The sequence below is a fragment of the Rhodococcus sp. NPDC056516 genome (genome assembly GCF_042794655.1).
GTDB lineage: Bacteria > Actinomycetota > Actinomycetes > Mycobacteriales > Mycobacteriaceae > Rhodococcus_F.
On record NZ_JBHTTG010000007.1, the window covers coordinates 423267 to 435308 of the forward strand.

Annotated in this window: 14 protein-coding genes and 1 tRNA gene; 7 read left to right on the forward strand and 8 right to left on the reverse strand. The window is 64.8% G+C overall.

The window, feature by feature from the left end; translation table 11 throughout:
* Positions 1 to 101 precede the first annotated feature (101 nt).
* Entirely contained in the window at positions 102 to 818 is a 717-nt protein-coding gene (locus ACFQ6Y_RS23180; protein ID WP_378637592.1) for a hypothetical protein, read from the forward strand.
* A gap of 73 nt (positions 819 to 891) precedes the next feature.
* Positions 892 to 973: transfer RNA gene (locus ACFQ6Y_RS23185), tRNA-Leu, on the forward strand.
* Between the two features lie 47 nt (positions 974 to 1020).
* Here ACFQ6Y_RS23185 and ACFQ6Y_RS23190 read toward each other — a convergent pair.
* Positions 1021 to 1740 carry an aspartate/glutamate racemase family protein gene (locus ACFQ6Y_RS23190; protein WP_378637597.1) on the reverse strand — a complete coding sequence of 240 codons (720 nt, stop codon included), beginning with the start codon at positions 1738 to 1740 and terminating at the stop codon, positions 1021 to 1023.
* A 207-nt stretch (positions 1741 to 1947) separates the two neighbouring features.
* Between ACFQ6Y_RS23190 and ACFQ6Y_RS23195 the strand changes: the two genes are divergently transcribed.
* Together ACFQ6Y_RS23195 and ACFQ6Y_RS23200 are read left to right on the forward strand one after the other, a co-directional pair.
* The gene (locus tag ACFQ6Y_RS23195; RefSeq protein ID WP_378637600.1) at positions 1948 to 2355 is read left to right on the forward strand and encodes a transcriptional regulator; all 408 of its coding nucleotides are present in this window, start codon (positions 1948 to 1950) and stop codon (positions 2353 to 2355) included.
* Positions 2352 to 2732 carry a DUF3817 domain-containing protein gene (locus ACFQ6Y_RS23200; RefSeq protein ID WP_378637603.1) on the forward strand — a complete coding sequence of 127 codons (381 nt, stop codon included), beginning with the start codon at positions 2352 to 2354 and terminating at the stop codon, positions 2730 to 2732. The genes ACFQ6Y_RS23195 and ACFQ6Y_RS23200 overlap by 4 nt, the downstream gene beginning before the upstream one ends.
* 63 nt (positions 2733 to 2795) lie before the next feature.
* Here the strand turns inward: ACFQ6Y_RS23200 and rdgB are convergent, their stop codons facing one another.
* The 7 genes from rdgB to clpS all read right to left on the reverse strand — a co-directional run bounded on the left by rdgB (position 2796) and on the right by clpS (position 7873).
* Entirely contained in the window at positions 2796 to 3404 is a 609-nt protein-coding gene (rdgB, locus tag ACFQ6Y_RS23205; protein WP_378637607.1) for an RdgB/HAM1 family non-canonical purine NTP pyrophosphatase, read from the reverse strand.
* 3 nt (positions 3405 to 3407) lie between these two features.
* Entirely contained in the window at positions 3408 to 4193 is a 786-nt protein-coding gene (rph, locus tag ACFQ6Y_RS23210; RefSeq protein ID WP_003945332.1) for a ribonuclease PH, read from the reverse strand.
* 52 nt (positions 4194 to 4245) lie between these two features.
* Complete coding sequence (locus ACFQ6Y_RS23215) at positions 4246 to 5004, reverse strand: cyclic nucleotide-degrading phosphodiesterase (protein WP_047270275.1); 759 nt, start codon at positions 5002 to 5004, stop codon at positions 4246 to 4248.
* Between the two features lie 97 nt (positions 5005 to 5101).
* Positions 5102 to 5761: a rhomboid family intramembrane serine protease gene (locus ACFQ6Y_RS23220; RefSeq protein ID WP_378637612.1), complete on the reverse strand. Its 660-nt coding sequence runs from the start codon at positions 5759 to 5761 to the stop codon at positions 5102 to 5104.
* 91 nt (positions 5762 to 5852) lie between these two features.
* Positions 5853 to 6920 (reverse strand): P1 family peptidase, encoded by a 1068-nt coding sequence (locus ACFQ6Y_RS23225; RefSeq protein WP_378637616.1) that lies wholly within the window; start codon positions 6918 to 6920, stop codon positions 5853 to 5855.
* Positions 6917 to 7507, reverse strand: a complete 591-nt coding sequence (locus ACFQ6Y_RS23230) for a DUF2017 domain-containing protein (protein ID WP_214886774.1) — start codon at positions 7505 to 7507, stop codon at positions 6917 to 6919. Before ACFQ6Y_RS23230 ends, ACFQ6Y_RS23225 begins: the two co-directional genes overlap by 4 nt.
* 54 nt (positions 7508 to 7561) lie before the next feature.
* Complete coding sequence (clpS, locus tag ACFQ6Y_RS23235; protein ID WP_029255695.1) at positions 7562 to 7873, reverse strand: ATP-dependent Clp protease adapter ClpS; 312 nt, start codon at positions 7871 to 7873, stop codon at positions 7562 to 7564.
* 121 nt (positions 7874 to 7994) lie between these two features.
* Between clpS and ACFQ6Y_RS23240 the strand changes: the two genes are divergently transcribed.
* From ACFQ6Y_RS23240 to ACFQ6Y_RS23250, 3 genes are read left to right on the forward strand one after another with little or no spacing between them, the layout of a single operon-like run.
* Positions 7995 to 9335 (forward strand): nicotinate phosphoribosyltransferase, encoded by a 1341-nt coding sequence (locus tag ACFQ6Y_RS23240; RefSeq protein ID WP_378537858.1) that lies wholly within the window; start codon positions 7995 to 7997, stop codon positions 9333 to 9335.
* On the forward strand, positions 9332 to 9979 hold the full coding sequence (locus tag ACFQ6Y_RS23245) for an isochorismatase family protein (protein WP_378637620.1): 648 nt from the start codon (positions 9332 to 9334) through the stop codon (positions 9977 to 9979). The genes ACFQ6Y_RS23240 and ACFQ6Y_RS23245 overlap by 4 nt, the downstream gene beginning before the upstream one ends.
* Positions 9980 to 9988: 9 nt before the next feature.
* Positions 9989 to 12037, forward strand: coding sequence for an ATP-dependent DNA helicase (locus ACFQ6Y_RS23250; RefSeq protein WP_378637624.1), 2049 nt, complete (start codon positions 9989 to 9991; stop codon positions 12035 to 12037).
* Positions 12038 to 12042 lie beyond the last annotated feature (5 nt).

Consider the following 12042-nt stretch of genomic DNA (forward strand, 5'->3'; position numbering starts at 1 on the left):
TTGACGGACGGTCGATCCCGTGCGTTTGCGGCCACAATCTGTCGGACCCCCTCGCTACGTTCAGCGCGTCCACACCGGACAACTTCTCGGGGGGAGAAATCATGGAAGACACAGACATAGTCAGAGCCGTCGAATTCATCGGCGCCGAACTTCCGCGCGAGGCGTGGCCGCATTGGAATCAAGGCTGGCCGCTCGAGTCCGAAGCGGCCCTTCTCGACGCGATCTTCTCGTCACGCGCCGCGTACGGAACGCCGAAGACCGGAGTCCGCGCCGTCGTCGACCGTTGGCGCACGCACCGGTCGGTGGAGGCCGGCGAACACCTCGACAGCCTGTCCGCTCTCGCCGCCTTCACCGACCGGGGCGACGAACTCGCAACGGTTCTCGGCAATCGCCAGCGCGTGCCTGGCAACTACTCCACCAAAGCCGAAGGTGTAGCTCGCGCAGCCAAAGCGCTCGTCGACGCCGGTTGCCGGTCCAGTGCCGACGTCGAGGACACCGAATGCCTCCGCTCGGCAGTCGTCTCCGTTCCGGGCCTCGGCCCAAGGACCTTCGAGACGCTGGTGTTCCTGTCCGGGAAGTTGACGGCAACCTCGTTAGACCTGCTTGCGCGGTTCGCCACCGAGGCGAGCAGCAGCGAGGAATTGTTGTCGAGCACCGACGCGGCTGAATTGCTTGTTGCGGTGTCGGAACACCTCGACGTCGATGTTCGGACACTCACCCACGCTGCGTGGCGGTATCAACGGACGGCTGAGCAACCGCGCCGGTCGAAGAAAACCACCACCCCGGCGGCAGCGGATCCACTCGGCGAATCGGCCTGAGAGCAGGCGGGCTCATCCCGACCAGGGTGGTGTTCCCGCGAGCGATTCCACTCGCGTATCCTTTGAATTCCGCGCGCGAGTGGCGGAATTGGCAGACGCGCTGGATTTAGGTTCCAGTGTCTCAGGACGTGGGGGTTCAAGTCCCCCCTCGCGCACAACGAAGAGCCCCGCCGGATCTGATCCGGCGGGGCCTTTCCAGTTCTCAGCGCTTTCGATCCTTGTCCGGTGGAGTCATGTACGTCGTCCGACTAGGCGTCAGCCCCAGACGGACCGAGCTCTCCAACCACGTGATCGCCGCTGCCGTCGGATCCACCACCGGAACATGAATCCCTTTGCCATGCAGCCTGTCTCGGACCGCGCCGGTAACACCGAGCATGCCGGTGCAACCGAGAACGACGGAGTCGGCCTCGCCGTTCTCCACTGCTGCAGACGCCTGATCGGCCAGTCGATCGATCAGCACCTCGCGATCGGTTAGTCCGAGCACCGGCATGTCCACGACTCGAATACTGCCCAGCCGATTGTCCAACCCGTACCGCCGAGTGAGCGATCGGAGCATCGGCACGACGTTCGGCAAGATGGTCACGACACCGACCCGATCGCCCAGACCCATCGCTGTCAGAAATGACGGCTCGAACCCGCCGACCACCGGTGCGTCGATGATCTCGCGGGCGGCATGCACTCCGGGATCGGCGAAACATGTGATGAACACACCGTCCACGCCGTCGACTGCCGCTTCTTCGACCCTCTGCACGATCCCGGGACCGGCAAGGGCCTCGTCGTACTCACTCTCGATGCTCGCCGTGCCGGAGCGCAGCGAAACGACGTCGACCGTCGTACCGGGCGCTGCCCAGTGCTCCACCTCGGCTGTAACAGCAGGCGTGAGTGTGGTGTCGATGACCGGACGAATCACTCTGATGTGCATGAACACTCCCCTGTTGTCGGATCTGCCCAAGGTTATCGATGCAGTACTGCTGGGAGAATGTGGTCAGTGCCTGGCGTCGCGGGTGAGGATGGGCATAGCGCACAGGCGCCGTGGCAGGGCTCCTACGACACGCCGTGGCACGGCTTCTACGACACCGTGTCGGAGATCGCAGGGCGAGGCACTATAGCTCTCAGGTACCGTCTTAGTGTGTCCAAGAACGCTACTAAACGCCGACCTGCGCTGATTCTGCTGGTCATCGTGTCAGCCGCCGGCTGCCTCGCGCTCGGCTGGTGGCAGTGGGAGCGCTTCGAAGCCGTCGGAGGCTCGGGACAGAATCTTGGGTACGCGTTCCAGTGGCCGCTGTTCGCGGCGTTTGTCGTGTACGCGTATCGCAAGTTCGTTCAGCTCGAAGACGTGGACCCGGAAGAGGCCGAAGCCGAGGAAGCCACCGCGGAGCCGCGTGAGATTCCCGCCGACCTCTTGCCGCAACGCCCGCAGGCCGAGTTCGACGATGTGAACCTCGACGTCGACGATCCCGAAGCCCGCCAAATGCTCGAATACAACGACTACCTTGCGCAGCTCGCCGCTCGCGAGTCCGATAGGAGCACGACGTGAGTACCGGTTCGGAAGCGAGCATCGCTACCCCCGCAGTCAACGCAGAGAAGCAGAAGAAGGTTGCGTCGGCGCTCGTCCGATACCGCGTTCTCGCCTGGATCACCGGTCTGTGGCTGCTGTTCCTGACCGGTGAGATGGTCTACAAGTACCTGATTCTGGACAATTCTGCGGATGCACCGGCGTGGTTGTTCTACATCGGCCAGATCCACGGTCTGTTCTACATGCTCTACCTGGTCTTCACGATCGACCTCGCGATCAAGGCCCGGTGGAAGCCCGGTACGACGGTTGCCACCGCGCTGGCCGGCACGATTCCGTTCCTGTCGTTCGTGTTCGAGCACAAGCGAACCGCCCAGGTGAAGCAGGCTTACCACCTCTGAGAGTTTCGACAAAGTACAGCCCTGAACGCAGTCGCGTTCAGGGCTGTACTTTTCGGATTCGGATCAGCCGGCAAGTGCGGCCAACGCCGGAACGAGCTGCACGAGCGCTCTCCCCCGATGTGACGCCGCGTCCTTCTCGACCGGGGTGAGTTCTGCGGCAGAGCGGGTGTCACCGTCCGGACGGAAGATGGGGTCGTATCCGAAACCGCCGTCTCCGGCCGGTTCGCGGCCGATCACCCCACGCCATTCGCCGCGCACCACGATCTCGTCGCCACCAGGAATCACGAGTGCACAGGCGGAGACGAAGGCCGCACCGCGCCGCTCGTCTGGCACGTCTCCCAGCTGAGCCAGCACCAGGGCGGTATTCGCGCCGTCGTTTCCGTGAGTGCCCGACCACCGCGCGGACAGCACACCCGGCATACCGTTCAGTGCATCGATCTCGACACCGGAATCGTCTGCAATGCACGGCATTCCGGTTGCCGCAGCGCCGTCACGCGCCTTGGCGAGCGCATTCTCCTCGAATGTCGCGCCGGTCTCGGGAGCCTCGGGGAACGGCGGAACCTCGTCGAGGCCGACCAGCTCGATTCCGTTCACTCCGGCTGCGTCGAGAACTCGGTGAAGTTCCTTCAGCTTCTTGGCGTTTCGGCTTGCAACCAATACTCGTACGCTCACAGCTCAAGCACCGAACTTCTTCTTGGGTTCCGGATTCTTCGGTTCGGGGAGCACCCCGGGATACGGCTCGGCCAACGCCTGACGCTGGATCTCGAAAAGTTGCTCGCAACCTGCGAGCGCGGAGTCGAGCAGCTTGTCCAGCGTCGAGCGTGGGAACGTGGCACCCTCACCGGTTCCCTGGATTTCCACCAGAGTGCCGGTATCGGTGGCCACGACGTTCATATCGACCTCGGCACGCGAATCCTCTTCGTACGGAAGATCGAGACGCACTCGCCCGTCCACGACGCCGACGCTGACGGCCGCGATGCCACACGAGATGGGCTGCGGGTCGGAGAGCAGATCGGCAGCGCGCAGGTACGTCACGGCGTCGACCAGGGCCACGTACGCCCCCGTCACTGCCGCGGTGCGAGTGCCGCCGTCGGCTTGGAGAACGTCACAGTCGAGCGCGATGGTGTTCTCGCCGATTGCCGCGAGGTCGATGCACGCTCGAAGTGATCGGCCGATGAGTCGACTGATCTCCTGAGTGCGGCCGCCGACCTTGCCCTTGACCGATTCGCGGCCACTACGTGTGTGCGTGGCGGCGGGAAGCATCGCGTATTCGGCTGTCAGCCAACCCAAACCGGAACCCTTGCGCCAGCGGGGAACACCCTCTTCGACGCTGGCCGTGCACATGACGCGCGTGTTCCCGAACTCGACCAGAACGGATCCAGCCGGATGACTGGTGAACCCGCGGGTGATCTTGACCGTGCGGAGCTCGTCGTCCGCCCTACCGTCTTCTCGTGTAGTCACCTTCGTGAGCCTAGCGGTCGCCCGCTCGGCGCTGCATCGAATGTGAGGGGAATCAGATGTCGTAGACGCTTCCGGCGGAGACAGCATGGACCGGTCCGGAGAATTCGGATTTCGCCTCGGCGATCACGTCTTCACGGGACGTCCACGGCGGGATATGCGTGAGGAGAAGTTCCTTGACGCCGGCGAGCGCGGCCACTCGGCCGGCTTCCTTGCCGGAGAGATGAACCCCCTCGGGGCGATCGGGACTGTCGGTCCACGACGCTTCGGAGAGCAACACGTCCGCATCGCGCGCGAGTTCGACGACGTTGTCACACATGCCGGTGTCGCCGGTATAGACGAGCACGCGGCCGTCGGCGCCGGTGATCCGGAAACCGTAAGCCTCGGGCGGGTGATTCATCCGACGCGCGACGACGCTCAGTTCTCCGAACGTCACCGGCTCGTTCTCGGCCCAGAGCCGGACGTCGATGGTGTCGGAGATGTCGTCCATCTCGCCGGCACACTCGGCGGAGGACACTCCGATGCGGCAGGCGGTGTCGGTGGGGCCGTAGACCAGAGCACGGCCAACCGGCGGGTTGGGGTGATAGCGACGCCAGACGAGCAGGCCGGGCATGTCGAGACAGTGGTCCGCATGAAGGTGCGAAAGAAGAATCGTCACTTCGCCCGGATCGGCGTATCGCTGCAACGCCCCCAGAACTCCCGGGCCGAAGTCGATCACGAGCGGCGGAGTTCCCGGTGCCGTGAGCAGGTATCCCGAAGCCGGTGAATCCGGACCCGTGACGCTGCCGGAACACCCCAGGACGGTCATGCGCATACCGGTCATGCTGCCACGTCTACCCGTCTGGGAAAAAGCTCTTGGTCGTTTTGGCGCGTCGAAGTCACACCGCAGTGTGGGTGTGACCCACGTCCGTTCAGAAACTGGGTGGTCGAACGGCCGGTGCCGAACCTGAGCGCTTCGCCCTCTCCCCCGACGTCAGTGCCCATGCGGCCACGACGCCGCCGATCGCTCCGAACAGATGTCCCTGCCAGGAAACGCGAGGATCGCTCGGCAGAACGCCCCACAGCACTCCGCCGTACACGACGAAGACAGCAACACCGATCAGGATCTGCGTGAAACTTCGCGTGAAGAATCCGCGCACCAACAGGTAGGTCACCCAGCCGAAGATCAGCACGGACGCACCGACGTGATTCGAGTTCGAACCGGCGAACAACCAGGTTCCGACACCGCCGATCACCCAGATGATGCCGGTAGCTGCGAGTCCGCGCGCGATTCCCGACACCAGCACGAGGTAACCGAGGATCAGCACCGGAATGGTGTTGGCGATCAGGTGACCCCAGTCGTCGTGAAGCACCGGGGCGAACAGGATTCCCCACAGCCCGTCGAGCGTGCGCGGGGTGACGCCGGCATTCTGGACGTTCTGACCGGAGATGACATCCACGATCTCGATCACGTAGAGCATGATCGCGAAGCCGCCCACCAACACGGCCGACTGCTTCCACACCGAAGGCGGACCGGATTTCGGTGCCGGCGTTCGCGTGCCGAAATCCGGATTGTTGAAATCCATCGTCATCGTGTGCGTCCTCCACCGTCGATCCGGTTTTCTGATCGGTCACTTCCAACCAGGCTCAATTCGAGGTTACCGCCGATTCCAGGAGCGCTGCCTAGAGAAATGCCGACGGAAAGAGTTCGCGGTAGCTCGGGATTCCGGCAACCGACGTGGCGTCCAGAATCGCCTTCACGATCGCCCGTTCGACCACCTGCGCCGAAGCCGCGCATACCGCGTCGAGTATCGGCAGATCGCTCGGGAAAGCTGCCGGAACCGCGATCTCCGAATTCGGAGTGTGATCACCGGTGGCGAGCGCGAAGATCGTGTCACCGTCGAGCGGTGAATGTGCGGGCCGAATCGCTCGCGCCAGACCGTCGTGACCGGCGACAGCGACGCGTCGGCACCCGGCTTTGGTCAGGGCGGCGTCGGTGGCGACGACGCCGATCGTGGTGTTGAGGACGGTGCCCTTGGCTGCGACGGCATTGGCCGCCGCAAGTTCGGACGCGTCGGGAACCCTGAGGCCGAACGACTCCGCCCCGTCCGAGCCGACGCCCCACGGCAAACCTGTTCGAGGGTCGAAGACCGAACCCACCGGGTTCGCCACGATCACAGCGGAGACCGTCGTGCCCTCGGCGGGGCCGTCGGCGATCACGACGCTCGCCGTTCCCACCCCACCCTTGAGCGCTCCGGCTCTCGCGCCTACTCCGGCACCGACCGTGCCCGTGGCGAATTCGCGCGAAGCGGTGTCGGCTGCGAGGAATCCGAAGTCTCCGGTCGGACGAACGGTCCAGTCCCCCACCGGCAGATCGAAGATCACAGCGCCGGGGACGATCGGTACCACCTGACCGGGAGCCCCCATCGCGATCCCGTGATCGTGTTCCTCGAGCCAGCGCATCACGCCGTCGGCCGCGGCCAATCCGTACGCGCTACCGCCGGTCAACAGCACCGCGTTGACCTGCTGAACCGAATGGCTCGGGTCGAGAAGGTCGGTCTCTCGGGTACCAGGCCCGCCGCCCCGGACGTCGACTCCGGCAACCACACCGGCCGACGCGAGCACGACTGTGCAGCCGGTGGCTGCGCCGCTTCCGAGGGTGACGGCATCGTCGAGCTTGTGGTGATGGCCGACTGCGAGGCCGGCGACATCTGTCAGTGAATCAGTGGGCCCGGTCCGCGTCGTAGTCATGGCATGAGCGCCTGGACGAGGGAGTCCTGCATCCATGTCAACCAGTGATAGACGTCGAGATGCGGGGCACGCGGGTCGTCGGGTTCGAGGCTCTCCGGGGTGTCGGCGTCGATGCCGAGATTGGTTCCGAGCGCGAGACGGACGTCGTTGAGCGAGGACAACCAGGCATCGGCCTGTTCCTGCGTGAGAACGACCTTGCCGCCGGCCTCGGGAAGCGAGGCCAACAACGTACGGGCGGACTCGCGTTTGGCGTCGATGATCTCGGGCTCGTGCAGACTGCGCAGGGCACCATTGACATTGGCACCCGCGTCGTCGAGATCGTCACTGTTCGGGGTGACCTTGTCCGGGTCGGTGCGCTGGAAGTCGGGAAGCAGCCGCGCCAACACCGGATTGTCGGGTGTCTCGGAATTGCCGGTCCGAAGGCCGGTCAGCGCGGCGAGCTCGTCTTGCGGCGCCGAAGACGCACGCTCGTCGAGAAGCCCGGTCACCGACTCCACGAGGGAGCGTAGAACCGCCGCTTCGTGACCGTCCATCTCGGACTTGAACTTCACTCCGCCGAGTGAACTCTTCCTACTCCACGTCCGCACGCGTCGGACTCCCGTCTACGAGTTGGGCGAACAATTCGGTCGAAATAATGGTTCTCAGGTGTCGTCGCGTTGCATGGTGGCCCAGAGACCGGCCGCGTGGAGGCGACGCACATCGGCTTCCATCTTGTCTCGCGAACCGCTCGAGACGACGGCCTTGCCCTCCGAATGAACCTGCATCATCAGATCGGTGGCCTTGGCTTTGCTGTAGCCGAACAGCTTCTGGAACACGTAAGTCACGTAGTGCATGAGATTGACCGGGTCGTCCCAGACGATGGTCACCCAGGGCCGATCGGCGGCTTCGATGGTCGCAACAGCCTCCGACTGCTCGGGCGTGGCTTGAGGAGAAGAAGCCGTAGCGCCTCTCATCGTTACGTTCGCCGAGTAAGTGTCGGACACGGTCGCGCCGCCGAAAACCATGTATCCAGGGTACGGCGCGACGAGAGGCGACAACACCCACCCACGTCGTCTCGCGCATAGAGTTGTGTGCGTGCCTACGCAAATTTCCGACATCCGCGACGCCGGTGCCAGCACCGCACTGCTCACCGATCAGTACGAACTGACCATGCTCTCGGCGGCTCTCGCCGACGGATCTGCCTTCCGCAACTGCAGTTTCGAGGTATTCGCACGGCGGCTGCCAGACGGTCGTCGCTACGGCGTCGTCGCCGGTACCGAGCGCTTACTCGACGCGCTCGAGCAGTTCCGATTCGGTGAACCGGAACTGGCGATCGTTGCGAAATTCCTCGACGACACGACCGTCGAGTGGCTGCGCAACTACCGATTCTCCGGCGACATCGACGGTTACCGTGAGGGCGACTTCTACTTCCCCGGATCACCGATCCTCTCGGTCCGCGGAACGTTCGCCGAGTGCGTCATCCTCGAAACCTTGATTCTCTCGATCCTCAACCACGACAGCGCGATCGCTTCGGCCGCAGCCCGGATGGTCAGCGCAGCGGGCGGTCGACGAATGATCGAGATGGGCTCGCGTCGTACACACGAACAGGCAGCGGTTGCCGCTTCACGTGCCGCGTATATTGCCGGTTTCGACGCCACCTCCAACCTCGAAGCCGCGCGGCGTCACGACGTGCCCAGCGCGGGAACGAGTGCACACGCCTTCACCCTGCTGCACACCACCGAAGACGGTCCGGACGAGGCGGCGGCATTCCGCGGTCAGGTCGCCGCTCTCGGCGTGTCCACCACGTTGTTGGTCGACACCTACGACATCACCGAGGGTGTGAAAACGGCTGTCGCCGTTGCCGGTCCCGAACTGGGCGGAGTGCGCATCGATTCCGGTGACCTCGGCGTCCTTGCTCGCCAGGTACGCCAACAACTCGACGACCTCGGGGCCACCAAGACGCGCATCGTCGTCTCCGGCGACCTGGACGAGTACGCCATCGCAGCCCTGCGCGCCGAACCCGTCGACTCGTACGGCGTCGGTACTTCACTGGTCACCGGATCAGGAGCCCCCACCGCCGGCATGGTCTACAAACTTGTCGAGGTCGACGGGATTGCCGTCGAGAAGAGAAGTACCAACAAGGCATCTCGCGGCGGCGCCAAGAAAGCACTGCGCGTAGTGCGCCCGACCGGAACGATCGTCGAAGAAGTCATCTACCCCGCCGGCTCACCGTCACCGGTTTCCGAAGCGGACGGCGCGACCGAACTGTTGATCCCGCTGGTTCGTGAAGGCAAGGTCGTCGAGAGCGCACCGACACTCGAAGAGAGCCGCGCAGTTCTGAAAGCCGGGCTCGTGAGCCTGCCGTGGGAAGGGCTCAAGCTTTCACGCGGAGACTCGGCTGTGCCCGTTCGATTCTCCGGAGGTGAGCACCGGTGAGCGCAAAAGCACTGATCGTCGTCGACGTTCAGAACGATTTCTGTGAAGGTGGCGCCCTCGCAGTCGACGGCGGCGCTGCGGTTGCGGCGGCCGTCAACGATTTCGTGAACTCGCACGAGTACGACGCTGTAGTCGCGACCCGCGATTTCCACATCGACCCGGGGGCGCATTTCTCCGAGACTCCCGACTTCGTCGACAGTTGGCCGGTTCACTGCGTCGTCGGGACTGCCGGCGCCGAGTTCCATCCGGCATTCGACGCCTCCGTCGCCGGTTCGGCGATCTTTTCCAAGGGCGCCTACAGCGCGGCTTACTCCGGTTTCGAAGGAGCAGCCGAGGACGGCACGACGCTCGAGGACTGGCTCCGCTCCCACGAGATCACCGACGTCGACGTGATCGGCATTGCCACCGATCACTGCGTCAAGGCCACGGCCATCGATGCGGCGCGCGCAGGATTCGGCACGACAGTCCTTCTCCCCTTCACCGCTGGTGTGTCGACCGCCACGATCGAGTCGGCATTGGTGCAGATGCGGGAGGCGGGAGTGCAGCTGATCGGGCGAGACGAGGCCGCGTCGGAAGAAGACTCGATTGCCGGGGGACTACCCCGGGAATCATCCGTGGACGTTTCTGACGTAGGGATCCATTAACCTTCGTGGGTGGCCGATCAACTCCCGAACGTTCCCGAACTGCTCCAGACAGCGGTGCGGTCGCTCGGCGGTGCCGAACGAACCAGCCAGCTGACGATGGCGTCGGCCGTGGCGCACTCGATCGACACGGGCGAGCATCTGGCCGTTCAGGCCGGCACCGGTACCGGTAAGTCACTCGCCTACCTCGTTCCGAGCCTGCGCCACGCGGTCGAATCGGGGCGCACCGTCGTCGTGTCCACCGCTACCATCGCGCTTCAGCGTCAGCTCGTCGATCGAGACCTGCCACGGCTCGCCGATGCCCTGAAGAAACCACTCGGCCGACGCGCAGAGTTCGCAATCCTCAAGGGCCGCAACAACTACCTGTGCATGAACAAGATTCACACGGGTGCGTCCGAGCAGCCGCCCGAGGACGAGCTGTTCGATCCGTTCACGGTCTCGCGTCTCGGCCGGGAGGTTGTCCGCCTCACCGAATGGTCCTCCGACACCGAAACCGGTGATCGTGACGAATTGGTGCCAGGTGTGTCCGATCAGGCGTGGCGGCAGGTCAGCGTCACCTCCCGCGAATGCATCGGCAAGAACCAGTGCCCCGTCGGTGAGGACTGCTTCGCCGAGCGCGCCCGCGTCGAGGCGTCGAAGGCCGACGTAGTCGTCACCAACCACGCACTGCTCGCCATCGACGCCATCACCGGCATTCAGATTCTGCCCGACCATGACGTCGTGGTGATCGACGAAGCTCACGAGTTGGTCGACCGCGTCACCGGCCTGGCGACGGCGGATCTCACGGCCTCTTCGATCAGTGCGGCGGCCAGGCGTTGCGGCAAGATCGCCGAAGAACAGGACGCCGACCGACTCGAAGCTGCCGGCGAGGGTTGGGCGGGGCTCCTCGAGGAATTGCGTCCAGGTCGATGGGAAGGCCTCCCGGACGGGGCGGCGCCCGCACTGGCCGCAATCCGCGACGCGGCCTGGTCGCTGCGCACCGCTATCGGCCCGGCCAAACCTGGCATGGCAGCAGCAGACCCCGAAGCTGCGGCCGCCCGCAACGCCGCGCTCTCATCCGTCGACGACGTCCACGACAGCGCCGTTCGCATCCTCACAGCCTTCGACGAACCCGACCCGGCCAAGCGAAAGGACGTCGTCTGGCTGTCCTCGGACGAGTTCCGCGGATCGGTGCGGCGCTCGGTCCGGATGGCTCCGCTTTCCGTCGGCGGTCTGCTGCGCTCGAGACTGTTCGCCGAATCGACCGTCGTTCTCACCTCTGCGACACTGACCGTCGGCGGATCGTTCGACGGGCTCGCCGTCAACTGGGGTCTGCCCGCGGAATCGTCGGTGCGCCCCGACTCGGGTACCGCCATCGGCACCGAAGCCCCTTCTGACGCTTCGGCTTTCCGCTGGAACTCACTCGACGTCGGGTCACCGTTCGACCACGCCAAGGCCGGTATCATCTACATTGCCCGGCACCTGCCCACCCCCGGCCGCGACGGCCTCTCCCCTGTCTATCTCGACGAGATCGCCGAACTCGTCGAGGCTGCGGGCGGACGCACCCTCGGCCTGTTCTCGTCGATGCGCGCCGCCAAAGCCGCCTCGGAGGCGATGCGCGAACGCCTCGACACCCCCATCCTGTGCCAGGGCGACGACGCCACCGGCACCCTCGTCAAGGCCTTCGCCAAGGACGAACCCACGTCACTGTTCGGCACGTTGTCCCTGTGGCAGGGCGTCGACGTCCCGGGGCCCTCGCTGAGCCTCGTCATCTTGGACCGCATTCCGTTCCCGCGCCCGGACGATCCACTGTTGATGGCTCGTCAGCAAGCTATCGAATCCCATGGCGGTAACGGCTTTCTCAGCGTCTCGGCCAATCACGCCGCACTGCTCCTGGCACAGGGCGTGGGCCGTCTGCTTCGCAGCACCGACGACAAGGGCGTGGTGGCCGTGCTCGATCCACGTCTGGCAACGGCCAGATACGCGGGTTACCTTCGCGCATCACTGCCTCCGTTCTGGGAGACGACCAACCCCGAAGTCGTCCGCAAGGCGCTCACCCGCATCCGCGACTCACGTCCCTGACCCGG